This window comes from Bosea sp. RAC05 (assembly GCF_001713455.1).
In the GTDB taxonomy this organism is placed as follows: domain Bacteria; phylum Pseudomonadota; class Alphaproteobacteria; order Rhizobiales; family Beijerinckiaceae; genus Allobosea.
In genome coordinates this window covers 3,773,282-3,792,455 of sequence record NZ_CP016464.1, presented here as the reverse complement: position 1 = coordinate 3,792,455, position 19,174 = coordinate 3,773,282, and the positions used below count along the sequence as shown (strand labels likewise).

At 69.3% G+C, this 19,174-nt stretch carries 21 protein-coding genes; 18 read left to right on the top strand and 3 right to left on the bottom strand.

The window, feature by feature from the left end:
• Positions 1-66 precede the first annotated feature (66 nt).
• Positions 67-447, top strand: coding sequence for an oxalurate catabolism protein HpxZ (gene hpxZ, locus BSY19_RS21455; RefSeq protein WP_069055920.1), 381 nt, complete (start codon positions 67-69; stop codon positions 445-447).
• A gap of 67 nt (positions 448-514) precedes the next feature.
• The gene (locus tag BSY19_RS21450) at positions 515-1,201 is read left to right on the top strand and encodes a GntR family transcriptional regulator (protein ID WP_069055919.1); all 687 of its coding nucleotides are present in this window, start codon (positions 515-517) and stop codon (positions 1,199-1,201) included.
• A gap of 33 nt (positions 1,202-1,234) precedes the next feature.
• Here the strand turns inward: BSY19_RS21450 and atzF are convergent, their stop codons facing one another.
• On the bottom strand, positions 1,235-3,031 hold the full coding sequence (atzF, locus tag BSY19_RS21445) for an allophanate hydrolase (protein ID WP_069055918.1): 1,797 nt from the start codon (positions 3,029-3,031) through the stop codon (positions 1,235-1,237).
• Between the two features lie 317 nt (positions 3,032-3,348).
• Between atzF and BSY19_RS21440 the strand changes: the two genes are divergently transcribed.
• The 3 genes from BSY19_RS21440 to BSY19_RS21430 are packed head-to-tail and all read left to right on the top strand — an operon-like array spanning position 3,349 to position 5,635.
• A complete protein-coding gene (locus tag BSY19_RS21440) occupies positions 3,349-4,026 on the top strand; it encodes a cysteine hydrolase family protein (protein ID WP_083247964.1) in 678 nt (225 codons plus the stop codon).
• Complete coding sequence (locus tag BSY19_RS21435) at positions 4,023-4,247, top strand: DUF4089 domain-containing protein (RefSeq protein ID WP_171905188.1); 225 nt, start codon at positions 4,023-4,025, stop codon at positions 4,245-4,247. The genes BSY19_RS21440 and BSY19_RS21435 overlap by 4 nt, the downstream gene beginning before the upstream one ends.
• Complete coding sequence (locus BSY19_RS21430) at positions 4,244-5,635, top strand: AtzE family amidohydrolase (protein WP_069055915.1); 1,392 nt, start codon at positions 4,244-4,246, stop codon at positions 5,633-5,635. The genes BSY19_RS21435 and BSY19_RS21430 overlap by 4 nt, the downstream gene beginning before the upstream one ends.
• Before the next feature lie 21 nt (positions 5,636-5,656).
• On the opposite strand, the gene mbfA is transcribed toward BSY19_RS21430, so the two are convergent.
• Both mbfA and BSY19_RS21420 read right to left on the bottom strand, forming a co-directional pair.
• Positions 5,657-6,649: an iron exporter MbfA gene (gene mbfA, locus BSY19_RS21425; protein WP_069055914.1), complete on the bottom strand. Its 993-nt coding sequence runs from the start codon at positions 6,647-6,649 to the stop codon at positions 5,657-5,659.
• Positions 6,650-6,793: 144 nt separating this feature from the next.
• Positions 6,794-7,540, bottom strand: coding sequence for a superoxide dismutase (locus BSY19_RS21420; RefSeq protein WP_069055913.1), 747 nt, complete (start codon positions 7,538-7,540; stop codon positions 6,794-6,796).
• 243 nt (positions 7,541-7,783) lie between these two features.
• Here BSY19_RS21420 and BSY19_RS21415 point away from each other — a divergent pair, with 243 nt between their 5' ends.
• The 13 genes from BSY19_RS21415 to BSY19_RS21350 all read left to right on the top strand — a co-directional run bounded on the left by BSY19_RS21415 (position 7,784) and on the right by BSY19_RS21350 (position 19,081).
• On the top strand, positions 7,784-9,238 hold the full coding sequence (locus tag BSY19_RS21415; protein ID WP_083247755.1) for a methyl-accepting chemotaxis protein: 1,455 nt from the start codon (positions 7,784-7,786) through the stop codon (positions 9,236-9,238).
• Between the two features lie 69 nt (positions 9,239-9,307).
• Positions 9,308-9,775, top strand: a complete 468-nt coding sequence (locus BSY19_RS21410) for a response regulator (protein WP_069055911.1) — start codon at positions 9,308-9,310, stop codon at positions 9,773-9,775.
• Positions 9,776-9,945: 170 nt separating this feature from the next.
• Positions 9,946-10,227 (top strand): STAS domain-containing protein, encoded by a 282-nt coding sequence (locus tag BSY19_RS21405; RefSeq protein WP_069055910.1) that lies wholly within the window; start codon positions 9,946-9,948, stop codon positions 10,225-10,227.
• A 5-nt stretch (positions 10,228-10,232) separates the two neighbouring features.
• Positions 10,233-10,592: a response regulator gene (locus BSY19_RS21400; protein WP_054210774.1), complete on the top strand. Its 360-nt coding sequence runs from the start codon at positions 10,233-10,235 to the stop codon at positions 10,590-10,592.
• A gap of 11 nt (positions 10,593-10,603) precedes the next feature.
• Positions 10,604-11,224 carry an Hpt domain-containing protein gene (locus tag BSY19_RS28655; RefSeq protein ID WP_083247754.1) on the top strand — a complete coding sequence of 207 codons (621 nt, stop codon included), beginning with the start codon at positions 10,604-10,606 and terminating at the stop codon, positions 11,222-11,224.
• Positions 11,225-11,606: 382 nt separating this feature from the next.
• On the top strand, positions 11,607-12,905 hold the full coding sequence (locus tag BSY19_RS21385; RefSeq protein WP_171905186.1) for a chemotaxis protein CheA: 1,299 nt from the start codon (positions 11,607-11,609) through the stop codon (positions 12,903-12,905).
• 4 nt (positions 12,906-12,909) lie between these two features.
• Positions 12,910-13,422: a chemotaxis protein CheW gene (locus BSY19_RS21380; protein WP_069055906.1), complete on the top strand. Its 513-nt coding sequence runs from the start codon at positions 12,910-12,912 to the stop codon at positions 13,420-13,422.
• A 72-nt stretch (positions 13,423-13,494) separates the two neighbouring features.
• Positions 13,495-15,402, top strand: a complete 1,908-nt coding sequence (locus tag BSY19_RS21375) for a methyl-accepting chemotaxis protein (RefSeq protein ID WP_069055905.1) — start codon at positions 13,495-13,497, stop codon at positions 15,400-15,402.
• Between the two features lie 5 nt (positions 15,403-15,407).
• Positions 15,408-16,271: a CheR family methyltransferase gene (locus BSY19_RS21370; RefSeq protein ID WP_236840422.1), complete on the top strand. Its 864-nt coding sequence runs from the start codon at positions 15,408-15,410 to the stop codon at positions 16,269-16,271.
• Positions 16,268-16,861 carry a hypothetical protein gene (locus tag BSY19_RS21365; protein ID WP_069055904.1) on the top strand — a complete coding sequence of 198 codons (594 nt, stop codon included), beginning with the start codon at positions 16,268-16,270 and terminating at the stop codon, positions 16,859-16,861. Before BSY19_RS21370 ends, BSY19_RS21365 begins: the two co-directional genes overlap by 4 nt.
• Positions 16,861-17,952 carry a chemotaxis-specific protein-glutamate methyltransferase CheB gene (cheB, locus tag BSY19_RS21360; RefSeq protein ID WP_083247752.1) on the top strand — a complete coding sequence of 364 codons (1,092 nt, stop codon included), beginning with the start codon at positions 16,861-16,863 and terminating at the stop codon, positions 17,950-17,952. The genes BSY19_RS21365 and cheB overlap by 1 nt, the downstream gene beginning before the upstream one ends.
• A 10-nt stretch (positions 17,953-17,962) precedes the next feature.
• Positions 17,963-18,352, top strand: coding sequence for a response regulator (locus tag BSY19_RS21355; RefSeq protein ID WP_069055903.1), 390 nt, complete (start codon positions 17,963-17,965; stop codon positions 18,350-18,352).
• 159 nt (positions 18,353-18,511) lie between these two features.
• On the top strand, positions 18,512-19,081 hold the full coding sequence (locus BSY19_RS21350; protein WP_069055902.1) for a glutathione peroxidase: 570 nt from the start codon (positions 18,512-18,514) through the stop codon (positions 19,079-19,081).
• Positions 19,082-19,174 lie beyond the last annotated feature (93 nt).

Genomic DNA, 19,174 nt, shown 5'->3' with positions numbered 1-19,174 from the left:
GCCTGCGACGCTCCTCAGGATGAGGGCTGAGGAAGACAACGCGACAAAAGCCTGGAGACCTGCCCCATGATCCTCAACGATCCCGCCGTCGTCGCCGAAGTCGAGGCCGCCTTCATGGTCTATGAGAAGGCGCTGAACGAGAACGACGTCGCGGTGCTGGATGCCTGCTTCAAGGATGCGCCCGAGACGATCCGCTACGGCATCGGCGAAAATCTCTACGGCTTCGGCGAGATTGCGGCGTTCCGCGCGGCGCGCCCCTCCGCCGGGCTGAAGCGCACGATCGAGCGCACTGTCATCACCACCTATGGCGACGCCTTCGCCACGGCCAACACGCTGTTCCGGCGCGAGAGCATGGCGGGCAAGATCGGCCGCCAGAGCCAGACCTGGGTCAAGTTCCCCGAGGGCTGGCGCGTCGTCGCCGCCCATGTCAGTGCCATTACCGAGTGAGCGGCGACGGGAGACCGCGCACCCCCTTGCTCCTCCCGCCCCACCTTTCCCCGACGGCGACAGGGTCATGCAGCCAGTTTCCGCCCCCGTCCGAACCGCCAGGCCCGCCACGGCGCCGGTGACGCGCACCGAGGCGCTGCGGCTGCAGCTGTCCGATGCGATCGTTTCCGGCCAGCTCGAGCCCGGGACGCCGCTGGACGAACAGGAGCTTGCGACCCGCTTCGGCGTATCGCGCACCCCGGTGCGCGAGGCGATCCGCCAGTTGTCGGCCTCGGGGCTGGTCAGCGTCAGGCCGCATCGCGGCGCGGTGGTGGCGCTGCCGACGCCCCGCCAGCTCAACGACATGTTCGAGGCGATGGCGGAGCTGGAGGCGCTCTGTGCCGGCCTTGCCGCCCGCAACATGACCGTGCCCGAGCGGCGGGCGCTGGAAGCCCTGCACGAGGCCTTGCGGCTGCTCGTCCATGAGGGCGACCCGGCGAGCTATCACGAGAAGAACGAGGCCTTCCATGCTGCGATCTATGCCGGCTCGCATAACGGCTATCTCGCAGAGTTGACGCTGATGACACGCACCCGCGTCGCGCCGTTCCGGCGGGCGCAGTTCCGCGCCACGGGGCGGCTTGGCGGCTCCTATCGCGAGCACGACCTGATCGTGCAGGCGCTCCTGCGCGGCGACCAGCCGGGTGCGCAGGAGGCGATGCGCGCCCATATCGGCATCGTCCGGGATGCGTTCAGGAGCTATGCGGAGACGCGGTGAGGGCAGCCCGCAGGCGGTTGGTCAAACGCGCCATCACCCCACCTTCGCCTGCGCGGCCACGAAGGCGCGCCAGCCGCCGAATTCCGTCACGTCGCGCGCGCCTTCCGTGGCGATGGTCTCGCAGAGGAAGCCCTTGACGCTCGTGCCGTCGGCCAGCGCCAGCGTGCCGATGCCGAGCGGGGAGGGGATGCCGGCGACGAAGCGGCCGAAGCCCTCCGGCGGCAGCGACCAGACCTCGAGCGCGATCGCGGCGCCACCCGTCGCGACGCGGATCAGCCCCGGACGCGCCGGCGGTCCACCCGGCAGGGCGAAGAGGCGATAGTCGGCGGTGGTCGTGGTCGCCCGCAGGAAGCTGCCGCCCCGGTCCGTCAGTTCGCGGTTCAGCGGCATGCCCGACAGATGCGCGCCGACGACGGCGATCTCGATGGCGTCGGAAGCGGCCCGAACCGGCGCGGGTGTCACGGCGGGATGAGGCAGGCCGGTCGCGCCCAGCGGCAGCCCGGCGGCGGCGTGGAGCGCCTGCCCGATGCCCGCGAGCACGGCATCGTGCCCGGTGGGGGCGATCAGCGTCACACCTCCCGCCGTACCGTCGGCCGCCAGGCTGGCGGGGATGGCGAGCGCGCAGAGATCGAGCAGGTTGACGAAATTGGTATAGCGCCCGAGCAGCGAATTGGCGCCGATCGGGTCGGCGGCCATCTCGGCCAGCGTCACCGGGCGCGGCGCTGTCGGCACCATCAGCGCGTCGATGCCCTTCATTGCCGCTTTGGCGACCAGCGCTAGTTCGGCGACGCGGTAGCGCGCGGCGAAGGTCTCGGCTGCGTCGGGCAGGGGCCGCCCCGCGAGGACCTGCCGGATCACGGGCAGGATCGTCTCGGCGTCCTTCGCCAGGAGGTCGCGGATCGTCAGGTAGCGCTCGGCGACCCAGGGGCCCTCATAGAGCAGGCGCGCGGTCTCGTAGAACGGGGCCATGTCGAGCGGGACGATCTCGGCGCCGAGGCCCTTGGCGCGCTCGACCGCGGCGGCGAAGCTCGCGGCCGCCGCGGCATCGCCCGCGACGTCGAGATCCTCCGGGCGAGGCACGGCGACCCGCAGCTTTGGCGGCACGGCGCCGGGGCGGCCCAGCGGCAGGGCGCGGGACCAGGGATCGCCGGCGTCGGGGCCTGCGGCGACGGACAGCACCGTCCAGGCATCCCCGACGGTCAGGGCGAAGACGGAGACGCAGTCCAGCGTGCGGCAGGCCGGCACGACGCCTGCCGTCGAGACGAGACCGAGGCTGGGCTTGAGGCCGACGAGATTCTGCAATCCCGCTGGCACGCGGCCCGAGCCGGCCGTATCGGTTCCCAGCGCCACCGGCACGATGCCGGCTGCGACCGCGCTCGCCGAGCCGGAGCTGGAGCCGCCGGGGATGAGATCGGCGCGGAGCGCATTGCGCGGCACGCCATAGGGCGAACGGGAGCCGTTCAGACCGGTGGCGAACTGGTCGAGATTGGTCTTGCCGATGACGATCGCACCGGCCGCGCGCAGTCGCGCGACGACGGTTGCGTCGCATTCCGGCTTATAGGCGAAGGCGGGGCAGGCCGCGGTGGTGGGCAGTCCGGCGACGTCGATGTTGTCCTTCACCGCGACGGGGATGCCCCAGAGCGCGCGGCCGCGCGGCCCTTCCGCGTGCAGGGCCTCAGCCTCCGCCAGCACCTCGGCTTCCGGCCGCAGTGTGATGAAGATCGCGGCGTCGCCATGGGCGCGGTGGCGGGCATAGCAGGCGGCGATGGTCTGCGGGATGGTGGCACTGCCATCGAGATGGGCGGCGAGCAGGCTGGTCAGGGTCGTCACGGGGCTCTCTTTCGCAGCGCCTATCGATTAGGCAAAACTAAAGGGATTGCATGCAAGGATTATGCAACGAACACGCTTGGCCGCCGCCTTGTCTACTGCAGCGGGCCAGGGCGTTTCGGCTCAGATTTCGGATCGCCGGGATTTCCCCGTTCCGGCAATGGGTTCGGCTGCGCTTCTCATGATCTGATTCCGCCCTGGTGCTGACTCGCTCTCAGGCATGGGCCTTGCAAAGCCCGTTCCGCTGATCCGCGACCGGGGGGCGCCGCACCGTGAGCCGCATCGACATTCCTGCCCGGCCCTTCCCGCTCGGCGTCGACATGGCGCGCACCGCGCTGATCATCATCGACATGCAGCGGGACTTCCTCGAGCCCGGCGGCTTCGGCGCTGCGCTCGGCAACGACGTCTCGCGACTGATGGCGGCGGTCGAGCCCTGCCGGGCGATCCTGGCGGCGGCGCGTGCGGCGGGGCTGCTCGTCATCCACACCCGCGAGGGCCACCGGCCCGACCTTGCCGACGCGCCGCCGGCCAAGGTCCTGCGCGGCCCGGCCGACAAGCGCATCGGCGCCTGCGGGCCGATGGGGCGCATCCTGATCCGCGGCGAGGCGGGGCACGAGATCATCCCCGCGCTGGCGCCGCTGCCTGGCGAGCCGGTGATCGACAAGCCGGGCAAGGGCGCCTTCTACCAGACCGACCTCGAGCTGATGCTGCGCAACCGCGGCATCGAGACGCTGATGGTGACCGGCGTCACCACCGAGGTCTGCGTCCACACCACGGTGCGCGAGGCGAACGACCGGGGCTATCGCTGCCTCGTGCTGGGCGATGCCTGCGCCTCCTATTTCCCGGAGTTCCACGAGGTGGGGCTGCGCATGATCGCGGCCCAGGGCGGGATCTTCGGCTGGGTTTCGACGACGACGGAGGTGCTGGCCGCGCTCTCCGGGGCGACAGCCGAACCCCCGCTGCAGGAAGCCGAAGATCGATGGGAGCCGGCAGCGTGAGCGAGACCCACCCCAAGACGGCGTTCGACGCCGCGCGCCATTGCGACGCGATGGCCCCGGTGCTGGGACTGACCATCACGGAGGCGCAGCGGCCGGTGGTGCTGCAGTTCCTCGCCATCGCCCATGGCATGGCCGAGATCGTCGCCGCCGCGCCGATCGATGAAGCGTCGCTCGAACTGGCCCCGGTGTTCCGGCCGGGTGCGCCGGAGGTGACCGCGTGAGCCTGGATGTCTTCGCGCCGGCCCATCGCATCGCGGCGCAGGTCCGGGAGGGGGAGGTCACGGCCCTGGCCGTCACCGAAGCCTTCCTCGCCCGCATTGCGGCGCTCGATCCACTCGTCAACGCCTTCACCGACGTCACCGCCGGGCGGGCGCTGGCGCAGGCGCGCGCGGTCGATGCCGCCCGCGCCGCGGGGGCGCCGCTCGGGCCGCTGGCGGGCGTGCCCTTCTCGGCCAAGAACCTGTTCGACATTGAAGGCCTGCCGACGCGGGCAGGCTCGAAGATCAATCGCGAGCGAAAGCCGGCAGCACGCGACGCGGTGCTGGTCGAGCGGCTGACGGCGGCGGGTGCCGTGCTGCTCGGCGGGCTCAACATGGGCGAATACGCCTACGACTTCACCGGCGAGAACGCCCATGACGGGCCCTGTCGCAACCCCCACGACCCGGCCCGCATGGCGGGCGGTTCCTCCTCCGGCTCGGGGGCGGCGACGGCGGCGGGGTTCAGCCCGCTCTCGCTGGGATCCGACACCAATGGCTCGATCCGCGTGCCGAGTTCGCTCTGCGGCATCTTCGGCCTCAAACCCACCTATGGCCGGCTGCCGCGCACGCGCAGCTTCCCCTTTTGCGACTCGCTCGACCATCTCGGCCCCTTCGCGCGCGACGTCACCGATCTGGCGACCGCCTATGACGCGCTGCAGGGGCCGGATTCGCATGATCCGGCCTGCGCGCAGCGGCCGGTCGAACCGACGCTGCCGTCTCTGCAGGCGGGCATCGGTGGTTTGCGGATCGCGGTGGCGGGCGGGCATTTCGCGACCGAGGGCATGCCGGAGGCGGCGGCAGCCGTGGCGCGGGTGGCGCAGGCTCTGGGCGCGACGCAGCGCGTGGCGCTGGAGGGTGCGGCGATCGCCCGCGCAGCCGCCTTCCTGATCACCAACAGCGAGAGCGCGACCTTCCATCTCGACCGGCTGCGGGAGCGGGCGGATGAGTTCGACCCGGAGACCCGCGACCGCTTTCTGGCCGGGGCGATGCTGCCGGTGGCCTGGTACGTTCAGGCGCAGCGGGCGCGGCGCTGGTTCCATGACGCGATGATGCGCGTCTTCGCCGATGTCGACCTGATCATCGCGCCGGCCACGCCCTGCCCGGCGCCGCTCGTCGGACAGAAGACGCTGGAACTGCGCGGCGAGACCGTGCCGCTGCGGCCCAATCTCGGGCTGTTCACCCAGCCGATCTCGGCCATCGGCCTGCCGGTCGCGGCGGTGCCGGTCTTCGGGACGGGCCTGCCGATCGGCGTGCAGATCATCGCGGCGCCCTGGCGCGAGGATCTCTGCCTGCGGGCGGCCTTCATGCTGCAGCGGGAGGGCGTCTGCGAGGCGCGGGCGCCGGCCTTGTGATGCCCCGGCCGGGCCGGCGCGCTAGGATCCGCCGATGAGGATTCCGGCCGCCAGCACCAGCCCGCCGCCCAGAATGATCTGGAAGGCGGCACGCAGGAAGGGCGTCTCCATGAAGCGGTTCTGGATCCAGACGATCGCCCAGAGCTCGACGAAGACGACGATCAGCGCCACCGTGGTCGCGGTCCAGAAATGCGGGATGAGATAGGGCAGGGCATGGCCGAGCCCGCCCAGCGTCGTCATCACGCCCGAGGCCAGGCCACGCTTCCAGGGTGCACCGCGGCCGGAGAGCTTGCCGTCGTCATGGGCGGCCTCGGTGAAGCCCATCGAGATGCCGGCACCAACCGAGGCCGAGAGGCCGATCAGGAAGGTGGTGTGGGGATCCTGGGTCGCGAAGGCGGTGGCGAAGATCGGGGCGAGTGTCGAGACCGAGCCGTCCATCAGGCCGGCGAGACCGGGCTGGACCCAGGTCAGCACGAACTGGCGCTTGGCGGCGAGGTCCTCGTCGGCGCGGGCGTCCTCGCCGAGATGCTCGGCGGTGAGGCCCTGGGCTTTCGCCTGATGACCCGCTTCGGCGGCAGCCAGCGTGCCCAGGAGCTTGCGCGTCTCGACATCGGTCGAGCGGCCGGCGGCGGTGACGTAGAAGTCGCGCGCCTGGCGCTCCATGTCCTCGGCTTCGGCGCGGATCTGGTCGAGACCGAGGTTTTCGACCAGCCAGACCGGCTTGCGCGCATAGAAATCGGCGACGTGCTCACGACGGATCGGCAGGACGACGTCGCCGAAGCGCTGCTGGTAGAGCGCGAGCAGGCGCTGGCGGTGGCCGTCCTCCTCGCTGGCCATGCCGTCGAAAATCGCAGCCGAGGCCGGATAGGCCGTGCGCAGCTTCTGCGCGTAGATCGCGTAGATGCGGCCATCCTCCTCTTCCGACGCAATCGCCAGGGCCAGGACCTCCTTCTCGGAGAGTTCGTCGAAGCGACGCTTGCCGCCGAAACCCGGAAGGGAAAAACGAGAAAGCATCGGGCGCCTCATAATTTAGAATGATTCTAAATTAAGCCGGCCGAGCCGCCGACGCAAGGGCGCAGGACGGGGGCCGCCCAGGCCCGAAACGACAATACCCGGCCGAGGGGCCGGGTATCGATCCTGATCGCGATGGTGCGCCGTTCAGACGGTCAGCTTGCCGGCCTTGGCGGCGGCGTAGCGCTCGTTGACCTTCGCCCAGTTGACCACGTTCCACCAGCTCTTGAGGTAGTCGGCGCGGCGGTTCTGGTATTTCAGGTAATAGGCGTGCTCCCAGACGTCGTTGCCGAGCAGGACCATGTGCTTGTCCATCAGCGGGCTGTCCTGGTTGGGCTTGGCGAGCAGGGCGAGCTTGCCCGCCTTGTCGACCGTGACGAAGACCCAGCCCGAGCCGAAGACGCGCAGGCCCGCCGCCTCGAAATCGGTCTTGAACTTGTCGAAGCCGCCGAGGTCGCTGGTGATCGCCGCGGCGACGTCGCCCGTCGGCGCGCCACCGGCGCCGGGGCCCATGATCTCCCAGAACATGCTGTGGTTGGCGTGGCCGCCGCCGGCGTTGCGGATCGGCACGCGCACGGCCTCCGGCAGGGCGCCGATGTCGCCGAGGAGTTCATTGATCGGCTTGGAGGCGAGGACGCCATGGTCCTTGGCGACGTTGTTGAGCGCCGTGACGAAGGCCGCATGATGGCGGGTGTAATGGATGTCCATCGTCATGGCGTCGATATGCGGCTCCAGCGCGGCCGCCTCATAGGCGCGCTTGGGCAGGGAGAACGGGCCGGCCGGTGCGGCGGGAGCGGCGGCCTGGGCCCAGACCCGCGGGGCCGCGGCCAGGGTCAGGGCGGCGGCCCCGAAGCCGAGGAGCGAGCGGCGTGAGACGGAATGCGTGATGGTCATCGAGATCCTCCATGAGGGTGTCGGCATCGGACTTGCCCCAACGGTATGCCGGAGCCGCGTTCGCGGATGCAGAGCATATACGGATTCTCGGGCGAGGCGGTTCCCGAAATCTGCCGTTCGGTCCCGGGGACTGACCACGACCTGTGGGTCGCGGATGCGCCTGAAGGTTGCATTAACGCTCGGTTTACCGCGTTTCCCTAAGGTCTGGTGGGATTGCTGAGGCCCGCAAAGGACCCGACGACCATGCATGCGCTTGCGCGAGTTGCTCCTGAGCCGGCCAATGAGGATCACCCGGCTGAGGGCGCCGCGGCAGCGGCCGTGCGGGACATCGCCGAGCGCTTCGGCAAGCTCGGCGCCGAAATCACCGACATCTCCGGGCGCATCGGCGACGTCACCCGCCAGCTCGACGGCCAGACCCAGGGCCTGCACCGGGTCGTGACCGCGGTCGACCAGGTCTCGCGGGCGAACCGCGCGATCCAGCAGGCCGCCGAAGGCGCGCAGGCGACCGCATCGTCCGTTCGCAACGGCCTGGAGCGGGTGACCGGTTCCGTCAGGCTCGGGCTGAACTCGGCGCAGTCCGACATCGAGGCCCTCTCGCAGGGGGCCCAGTCGATCTCGCAGGCTCTCGCCCAGGCTGTCGCGGATGCGCACAAGGTGCGGGCCTCCAGCGATGCGATCCAGGCGATCACCCGCGAAATCCAGCTTCTGTCGATCAACGCCGGCGTGGAAGCCGCGCGCAGCGGGGCCGCCGGCCGCGGCTTCGCCGTCATTGCCGCCGCCGTGAAGCATCTCGCCGAGCAGACGCGCGATGCGACCGCGCTCAGCTCCAAGCAGCTTGATGCGCTGGTGAACTCGGTCGATCTGCTGGCGAGCAAGAGCGAGGAGAACGCCCTGACGGCCCGGCGGGCCAGCGACGAGAGCCAGTCGATCTCGCAGCAGATCGGCGAACTCGACAGCTTCAGCCGCGGCGTCGTCGAACTCATCGGCGAGATCGACGCGATCTCCAACCCGACCCGGGACAACGCGATCGCCTTCGCCAAGGTCGGGGAGGACCTGCGGGCCCTGGTCGACGGCGTCGACCATTCCAGCGAAAACCTCGACAAGGCATCCCAGCGCGCGGAGACTCTCGTCTCGATCAGCGAGGGCATCCTCGGTGCCATCGCGGCATCGGGTGTCCGCACGGCCCAGTCGGAGCTGATCGCCACGGCGATGGCGACCGCCACCCGCATCGGCGGGCTGTTCGAGCAGGCGCTGGACCGGGGCGAGCTGTCTCTGGCCGATCTCTTCGACGAAGGCTACCAGCCCATTCCCGGCAGCGATCCGGTCCAGCACATGACGCGCTTCGTCAAGCTCTGCGACCGCGTGCTGCCGCTGATCCAGGAGCCGCTGCTGGCGTCCAACCGCCGGATCGTGTTCTGCGCGGCGGTCGACCGCAATGGCTTCCTGCCGACGCACAACGTCAAATATTCCCATCCCCAGGGGAATGACCCGGTGTGGAACAACGCCAACTGCCGCAATCGCCGGATCTTCAACGACCGGACCGGCCTGTCGGCGGCCCGCAACCGCAAGCCGTTCCTGCTCCAGACCTACCGGCGCGACATGGGCGGCGGCCAGTTCCTTGTCATGGAGGACCTGTCGGCCCCGATCCTGGTGAAGGGCCGTCACTGGGGCGGCTTCCGCTTCGGCCTGAACGTGTAGCGAGAGGCCTTCCGTCCGACCGGTTTCGTTGTGTCAGTTGTTGTCGAGTGAGTTGTCGGGCCCCGCGTCATGCATATCGCGCCCTCCTTTCCGAATCTGTCGGTGCTCCTGATCGATCCGAGCCCGCATTACCGGCGCATCGTCCGGACGATGCTGTATCAGGCGCAGCTGCACCGCATTTTCGAGGCGTCCGACCTTCCCTCCGCCGCGACGATGTTCATCCAGAAGCAGCCCAACATCGTGATCCTCGACTGGGACATGCCGGACAACGGCAGCACCAAGTGCCTGGCCGCGATCCGCTCCTTCAAGACCTCGCCCTTCGCGAAAGCCCCCGTGCTGGTGATGATGGAGAAGCCGGACCGCCGCTCGGTCGTCCAGGCGGCGAAGCTCGGCGCCCACGAGATCATCACCAAGCCGATCTCGCCGAACAACCTGTGGCTGCACCTGTCGGGGATCATCAACATTCCCCGCAAATACCGCGAAGCGAACGGCAGCATCACCCTGGTTCCGCGGGCGATCAGCAACAGCATGTTCTGAGCGGCGCGTCCTTCGGGACATGCCGGAACGGCCGGCGGTTGACGATCAGAGGCCCGGAATGCGGCCAACCACCCCCCTCTTGCCTAAAAAGTTGACGCAACGTCGTCCGGTTAGGAAAATTTTTACCAGTCGGACGTGATGCTGAGTGGCGCAATCCTGGGTCGTGTCTCATGGTCATCACCGTCTCGCTTCCGACGTTTCTAGGCCGCTCCGAAGCGGCCACCTTCCGCAACCAGCTGCTCGTGGCGCTGGAGCAGAAGGAAAGCATCGCCGTTGAATGTGCCGAAGCCGGGCCCCTGCCCAGCCTCTGGGTCCAGTTGCTGCATTCCGCCGCGACCAGCGCCAAGGCGCGCGGTCTGTCGGTCTCGCTCAAGGCGGCTTCCGCAGAATGCCGCGAATCCCTGCGGGCGATCGGTTTCGATCCCGCTCACAGCGCTCTCGTTCTGGAGTGATTTGAATGCGCATTCTCGCGATCGACGACACCAAGACCCTGCTCAGTCTGCTCAGCCTGACTCTGCGCAATGCCGGCCATGAGGTGGCCGAGGCGGAGAACGGCGAGGACGGGCTGGCCAAGTTCGACCAGTTCAAGCCCGATCTGGTCATCACCGATCTCAACATGCCGCTGATGGACGGGATCGAGTTCACCCGCGCCTGCCGCGCCCGCCCGGCCGGGCAGAACACGCCCATCATCGTGCTCACCACCGAGAACGGTGCCGAGATCAAGGCCGAGGGCCGCCGCGCCGGAGCCAGCGCCTGGATGGTCAAGCCCTTCGAGCCGAACACGCTGCTCGGCCTCGTCGCCCGCTACCAGAACTGAGGCTTGCGTCCATGGATCCGTTGGCGGAACTCAAACAGACTTTCTTCCAGGAGTGCGAAGAGCTCCTGGGGGCCCTCGAGATGCGCCTGCAGGCGCTGGACGAAGGCTCGACGGATCCCGAGGATGTCAACGCCGCCTTCCGGGCGATCCATTCGATCAAGGGTGGCGCCGGTGCCTTCGGCTGCACCGAGCTGGTCGCCTTCGCGCATGTCTTCGAAGCCTCGCTCGACCATCTGAGGTCGGGCCGCGTCGCGATCGAGGATGCGCCCTTCACCCTGTTCCTGCGCTGTTCGGACGCGGTGGCGGACCTCGTGTCGGCCGCCCGCAACGACGAGCCGGCCCGTCCCCGCCCTGATCTCCTCGAGGAACTCGAGCAGGTCGGCAAGGCGCCCGGCGAAGCCCCCGTCGCTGCCGCTGCGCCGCCCCCGCCGCCCCGGCCGCTCCGGCCCCCGCCAAGGACGAGCCGCCCGGCGTCGCCGCGCTCGGCAATCTGCTGGCGATGGTGGAGGCCAAGACGGCGTCCGGGTCCGATGCGGGCTGGGACGACGAGCCGGCCAAGGCCGCTGCCAGCAAGCCGGGCCGCGACGTCATCCTGCGCATCCAGCCCGAGGCGGACCTGTTCCGCCGGGTGATCGAGCCGCGCGTGGTGTTCGCCTCGCTGCCCGCTGACGACATCGTCTCGATCGCCTGCGATCTCAGCCACGTCCCCTCGCTCGAGACGATCGACGTCTCGGACTGCTTCATGCGCTTCGTCGTGACGATGCGCACCGAGCTGTCGATCGAGGAAATCTGCAGCCGCTTCGACTTCACGCTGGCGACCGAGGAATTCCAGATCGAGGTTCTGGCCAGCGAGGCTGCGCCGGCGCCTGCGCCCGCCGCGGCGGCACCCGCCGCCAGCGGCGAAGTGTCCGGTTCGGTCGCGGCTGACCTCTCCGCCATCCTCGCCAAGCTCGGACCGGCCCCGCTGCCGTCGCGACGCCCGACATCCAGCCGGCCGCGGCTGCGCCCGCGCCGGTGGCCAAGCCCGCCGCTCCGGCTGCCGAGGCTCCGGCCGCCGCTGCCAAGGCGGCTCCCCGCGCGCCCGCCAACGATGCGGCCGCCGCGCGCCAGCGCACCGCCGTCAGCGTGCGTGTCGACCTCGACCGCATCGACAAGCTGATGAACCTGGTGGGCGAGATCGTCATCACCCAGTCCATGCTGGTCGAATGCGTCCGCTCGCTGCCCTACGACGTCTATGCCAAGACCGCCGAAGGCATCCTGACGCTCTCGCGCCAGACCCGCGAGCTGCAGGACCACGTCATGGCGGTGCGCGCGCAGCCGGTGAAGGCCGTGTTCCAGCGCATGCCGCGCCTCGTCCGCGAACTCGCCCAGACGCTGGGCAAGGAAGTGCGCCTGGTGCTGGAGGGTGAGAACACCGAGGTCGACAAGACGATCATCGAGGAACTCGCCGATCCGCTGACGCACATGATCCGCAACTCGATGGATCACGGGCTCGAGACGCCGGAAGACCGCGTTGCCGCCGGCAAGAGCCCGGAAGGCACGATCAAGCTCATCGCCGAGCATCGCGCCGGGCGCATCGTCATCTCCGTCACGGATGACGGGCGCGGCATCGGCCGCGAGAAGCTGCTCGCGAAGGCGAAGTCCCGCGGCCTCGTCGGGGCCGACGAAAAGCTCGCTCCGGAGGAGATCGACCAGCTCATCTTCGCCGCCGGCCTCTCCACGGCCGAGGTCATCAGCGACGTCTCGGGTCGCGGCGTCGGCATGGACGTGGTCCGCCGGAACGTCGAATCGCTCGGCGGGCGCATCAGCGTCGACTCCGAGCCCGGACGCGGCTGCAAGTTCACGCTCGCCCTGCCGCTGACGCTCGCCGTCCTCGAGGGCATGGTGATCCGCTGCGGGTCCGACCGCTACGTCATCCCGATCGCCAGCGTGATCGAGACGCAGCACCTGGCCTCGACGCCGATCGAGCATCTGACCTTCGGCCAGGAGGTTCTGCGCTGGCGCGGCGAGATCACGCCGCTCCACCGTCTCGGCGCCGTGATGGGATCTTCGGGCACCCGCAACGAGAACATCATCATCATCGCGGAGACCGAGCGCGGCGACAATGTCGGCATCGCCGTCGACGAGATCCTCGGCCAGCAGCAGGTGGTCGTGAAGAGCCTCGAGGGCAATTACGGCACGGTCCACGGCGCCTCCGCCGCCACCATTCTGGGCGACGGCCTCGTCGCGCTCATCCTCGACGTCGACTCCATGCTGCGTCTCGCCGCGTCCGGCGAGCGTCATCCCGCAACCGAACTGAAACTGGCTGGATAATCCAATGACCCTGCAACTCGGCGAAAAGCATTTCTCGTCGGCGCAGCCGGAATCGGCGGCGCGCCGGATCGTCACCTTCAAGGTGGGTGACCGCACTTTCGGCATCGATGTCGGCATGGTCCGCGAGATCAAGGGCTGGCAGGCCACGACCCCGCTGCCGCATGCGGCCCCGCATGTCCGCGGCGTGCTCAACCTGCGCGGCGTGATCCTGGCGGTCTACGACCTGCGCACCTCGATCGGCCTGGGCACCACCAACGCCACGGCCACCCATGTGATCGTCGTCGTCGACGTCGAGGACAAGGTCGCCGGCCTCCTGGTCGATTCGGTGTCCGACATCGTCGACGTGCCGGTCAGCGCGGTTCGCCCGGCGCCCGATCTGGAGCGCGACGAGCACGGCCTGATCGAGGGCCTCGTGCTGCTCGACACCGACATCGTCGCCCTGCTCGACCTCGCCGCGGTGATCCGCGACGGCGGCGCCGAGGGCCAGCAGGTGGCAAAGGTCGCCCGCGCGAGCTGAACGACTCAACAACGACGGGCCCGAGGAGTGGCGTTGCTGGAAGCGCGGGCCGAGCAAGAAACGACATCAGAAATGGGCAGCGCCCTCGGTCCATCAACACGCCACGGCTTCGAACTGCCGCTGCTGCTCGCCGCCACCGTCGCGGTGGCGGCCGGCGCGGCCGGCAGCCTCGCCTACCAGGCCGCCCTCGGCCGCCTCGACACGATCTCGCTGACCGCCCTCGGGGCCGCGGGCCTGTGTGCCGTCGGCCTCTGCACCTGGATGGCCGGCCGTCGGATCCAGTCTCCGCTGCGGCGCTTGCGCGAGGCTGTCGCGAAGCTGCAGGCCGGCGAGGACGTCGCTGTCGCCGGGATCGAGCGCGGTGACGCGGTCGGCGATCTCGCCCGTTCCCTGAAGGCGCTGCACGAATCCGGCGAAGAGGCTGCGCGCATTCGCGCCGCGCTCGACGGTTGCCGCACCAATGTGATGGTCTGCGACGCGGAGGGGCGGGTGGTCTATGTCAACGCCTCGCTGCTGCGCTTCTTCGGCGAGGCTCAGGAGGATTTCCGCATCGCCTTTCCGGGCTGCTCGGCCAAGGACATGCTCGGCCGGGTCATGGAGAGCGTCCAGGCGCGGGCCGGGCTGCCGACGGGCGGCCAGCAGGCGATCCGCTTCGCGCTCGGGCGCCGCACGGTCTCGCTCTCGCTGTCGCCGGTGACGCAGGCCAATGGCCGCCGGCTCGGCACCGCCGTCGAATGGGTCGAGCTGACCGACGAACTGGCTGCTGCCGCCGAGGTCGCCGACATGGTGGCCGCTGCCGTCGAGGGCGATTTCTCGCGCCGCGTGCCGGTGGCGGGCAAGCCCGATGGGCTGCAGCGCATCGCCGAGGGCATGAACCAGATCAACGCGGTCGTCGAAAGCGCCGTCGCCGAGTTCGCCCATGTCGCCGGCGGCCTGGCCGAGGGCGACCTGACTCGGCGCATGAGCGGTGACTATCGCGGCCGCCTCGCCGAGCTGAAGGCCAGCCTCAATGAGGCCCTGGCGCATCTGGGCGAGACCGTCGCGACGATCCAGGGCACGGCCGGCCATGTCGCCCGTGCCGCCTCAGAGATCGACTCGGGTGCCGGCGACCTCGCCGAGCGCACCGAGCAGACGGCCGCCAATCTCGAGGAAACCGCGGCCACGACCGAGCAGCTGGCGGCTTCGGTCAAGCATAGCGCCGGCCGCTCGCGCGTCGCCACTGACCTCGCCAACGAGGCGATGGGCGTGGCGCAGGACGGCAAGACCGTCGTGGCGCAGGCGGTCGGGGCGATAGAGCGGATCGAGAGCTCGTCGGTGCGGATCTCCGAGATCGTTTCGGTGATCGACGACATCGCCTTCCAGACAAACCTGCTCGCCCTCAACGCCGCGGTCGAGGCGGCACGCGCGGGGGATGCCGGCCGCGGCTTCGCCGTGGTGGCCTCCGAAGTGCGCGCGCTGGCGCAGCGCTCGGGGCAGGCGGCCAAGGACATCAAGGGGCTGATCGTCAGCTCCAACGAACAGGTCGGCGAGGGCGTGCGCTTCGTCCGCTCGACCGGCGATGCGCTGGAGCGGATCGTCGAGGCGACCGGCAAGGTCTCGACCACGATCGTCGAGATTTCGCAGGCCGCCGCCGAGCAGGCCCATGGCATCGAGGAAATGAGCCGCGCGGTCGCCCAGATGGACGAGACCACGCAGCAGAACTCGGCGCTGGCGGAGCAGAGCGCGACCTCCGCGACCGAGCTGATGGACGAGATCGCGACGCTGCGGCGGCTGGTCTCCTTCTTCAGGGCCGACGGGTCGGCGGCGCGCGGCGCGGCCGAGCCGGCCAGGGCCGTACGGGCCCCGACGCCGGCGGCACCGGCCCGGCCCGTTCCGAAAAACAGCGACGTCCGGCGGCCCGAGCCGGCGACGAAAACCTGGCAGGAGCCCCGTCGGCGTGTCGCCGGCGGCGGACGTGCCGATGATTGGGCGGAGTTCTAGTGGCCATGTCGAGATCCAGCGCAGCCCTCGCGCAACCGCAGCTGACCGACGTCACGCTGACGCGCGATGACATGGGCTTCATTTCCAAGCTCGTCTACGAGCATGCCGGCATCGTCATCCGCGAGCACAAGGAGGCGATGACGCGCGGGCGGCTGGCGCGGCGCGTCAAGGCGCTGGGCCTCAATTCGGTGGCCGAATACTGCGCCTATCTGAAGACGCCGCAGGCGGCCGACGAGATCCCCGAGCTGATCAACGCGGTCACGACGAACCACACCTCGTTCTTCCGCGAGCGGCACCACTTCGACCATCTGCGCAAGGACGTGCTGCCGCGGCTCGTGCAGGAGCGCGCCGGTCGGCGCGGGCGCATCCGGATCTGGTGCTCGGCGGCCTCCTCGGGCGAGGAGCCCTACAGCATCGCCGCGGTCTCGCGCGACGTGCTCGGCAACCGCAGCGACGTCGACTTCAAGATCCTGGCGACCGACATCGACACCGACATCCTCGCCAAGGCCGAGGCGGCCATCTATTCGCCGGATCAGTTCGACCGCCTGCCGTCTGACGTCAAGCCGCTGCTCAAGCTCGAGAATTCCAGCCGTGGCGAAGCGCGCATCAGCGACGATCTGCGCCGGATGATCGCCTTCAAGCGCCTGAACCTGATCGAGCGGTGGCCGATGAGCGGGCCGTTCGACGTGATCTTCTGCCGCAACGTCTTCATCTATTTCGACACCCAGACCAAGGCCTCGATCCTCGACCGCTTCGTCACGCTGCTCGCGCCTGGTGGCTTCCTCTATCTCGGCCACTCGGAATCGCTGCCCCAGCCCCACCCTCAACTCCGGCTGATCGGCCGCACGATCTATGAGAGACTGCCATGAGCGTCGCGCGTTCCTCCCGCCGCTATTTCGACCCGCGCTTCGAGGCGACCATCATCACGGTCGCCCCGGGCGAACATGAGATCACGGCCGCCAAGGACGAGATCGTCGCCACCGTGCTGGGGTCGTGCATCTCGGTGTGCATGCGCGATCCGCAGGCCGGCGTCGGCGGGCTCAATCATTTTCTGCTGCCGAAGAACAACGGCGCCTCGGACGCCAGCGCCGGCGAGCGCTACGGCGACACCGCGATGGAGGTGCTGATCAACGGCCTGTTGAAGCGCGGGGCAAGGCGAGGCAATCTCGAGGCCAAGGTGTTCGGTGGCGCGCGTGTCCTCTCGGGGGCGACCATGCTGGCGATCGGCGACGGCAACATCGCGTTCGTGACCGAGTTCCTCAACCGCGAGGGCATCCCGGTCGTCTCCAAGGATGTCGGGGGCACGCGCTCGCGGCGCATTCACTACCAGCCCTCCACGGGGCGGGCCTGGGTCCAGCACGTCCAGTCGACGGCGCGCGATCCCGACCATCAGCAGGAAGTCGCCTATCTCAACCGGCTCAAGACGCAGCCTGTGGCCGGTGAAGTGGAGGTCTGGTGATGACTGGCATGTCCCCCTCCGCCGCCAACCCGGTCAAGGTGCTGGTCGTCGACGATTCCGTCCTGATGCAGAAGCTCATGACGCAGATCATCGACGGGGCCCCGGGCTTCAAGGTGATCGGCATCGCCGGCAGCGCCGAGGAAGGCTGGGACAAGATCCAGGAACTGCGTCCGGACGTCGTCACGCTCGATCTCGAACTGCCCGGTCGCCATGGCCTCAAGCTGCTGGCGCGCGTCCTCAAGCAGGATCCGCTGCCCGTGCTGATCGTCTCGGCCTTCGGGGGCCCCGGCGCCGACAACACCATCCAGGCGCTCGAACTCGGCGCCATCGACTTCATCGAGAAGCCCGACGGCACGACCCATACGCTCGAAGGCTTCATGAAGCATCTGGTCGGCGCGCTGCAGCGCGCCTCCGCCAGCCGCCGGATGTTCGCCTCCCGGCGCGAGAGCGCGCCGGCGCGCGTGGCGGCGCCGCGCGAGCCGGCCCGGATGGGCGGCAAGGCCTCCTTCATTGCGATCGGCGCCTCGACCGGCGGCGTTCCGGCGGTGCAGGTGGTGATGCGCGACCTGGCGCATCTGCGCCTGCCGATCGCGGTCGTCCAGCACATGCCGCCGGGCTACACCGCGAAGTTCGCGGCGCGGCTGGCGACGGCGACCGGGCTCGACGTGCGCGAGGCCAGCGACGGCGACAAGCTCAGGCCCGGCATGGCCGTGGTCGCGCCGGGCGGGCCGCGCCATCTCGAGATCGAGGAGCGGCGCGGCGAATTCGTCTGCATGTTGCGCGAGGGGCCGCTGGTCAGCGGACATTCCCCCTCCGTCGACGTCATGTTCCATTCCGTGGCGCGCAGCCTCGGCGCAAATGCGATCGGCATCCTGCTCACCGGCATGGGGCGCGACGGTGCTGAGGGTTTGTTAGCCATGCGGAAAGCGGGAGCGGAGACGTTAATCCAAAGTGGGGAAACCTGCGTGGTAAACGGGATGCCGAAAGCGGCATTCGAAATCGGTGCCGCCGACCGGGTTGTCGCGCTCGACCAGATCGGAGCTGCGGTCAGCAACCTGCTCGGCGAGCGGTCGCATCTGCGGACCGCATAAGGAGATCGTGATGAAGGCGAGAAGCGAGTACAGGATCCTCGTGGTCGATGACCAGAAGAGCATGCGCGGCCTCGCGACGTACTTCCTGAAGCAGATCGAGTTTCAGGACATCGACGAGGCCGAGAACGCGCGCGAAGCGCTGATGAAGATGCAGACCAAGCGCTATGATCTGCTGCTCCTGGACTGGAACATGGACGGCATGAGCGGCATCGACCTGCTGCGCGCCATCCGTTCGGTGCCGGAACTCAACCAGATCAAGATCATCATGGCGACCTCCGAGCGCTCGGTCGACAAGATGGACGAGGCGACGTCGAACGGCGCCGACCATTACGTCGTGAAGCCCTACGAGCTGCGCGACCTCGAGGTGCGCGTGAAGAAGGTGCTGGCGCTCAGCTCCTGAGCCGCGCCGGCGCGCCGCGCTGCGTCCAAATGACTGTTCGGGATGTGCCCCGCGCCGCAAGGCCGCGGGGCACATCCATTTTTGGTTCGACGTCGTAGATGGCATGATCGCATGTTCCGGAAGGGGGCGGCCCCACCGGCAGCCAGGAGGGATCGTGTCATGACAGTGCGGCGTCGAGACGTTCTGGGCTGGCTGGCTGGCGCCAGCGCCCTGCCGGCCGTGGCGAGCCAGGCCCTGGCCCAGGGTGCGCCTTCCGCCTCCAGCTTCACCTTCGCGCGGGTCGGCGGCGGGCGGTTTTCGCTGGCCGATTATCGCGGCCGGCCGGTGCTGATCGTCAACACGGCGACGAATTGCGGCTTCGCGGGGCAGTTCGCCTCGCTGGAGCAGCTGTGGCAGCGCTATCGCGCGCGCGGCCTGATGCTGATCGCCGTGCCGAGCAATGATTTCGGCGGACAGGAGCCGCTGGAGGGCGCCGCCATCGCCGAGGCCGCGCGGCAGACCCATGGCGCGACCTACGCCTTCGCCGAGAAGACGGTGGTCAGGGGCCCCGAGGCGCATCCGTTCTATCGCTGGGCGGCCGCGCAGCGGCCGACCGAGACGCCGCGCTGGAACTTCCACAAATACCTCGTCGGCCGCTCCGGCGAGTTGCTCGGCGGATACTCCTCGATCACCGATCCGATCGGGCCGCAGCTGGTGCGGGCGATCGGTCAGGAGCTGCAGGCAGGCTGACAGCGCAGGCGTGGCGAGCGCCGCGGACATGGGCGCGGGATAGGCGGCTGGCACCGATTTCGCTAAGCCGCGTCGTTGCCCCCGCCTGCCGCC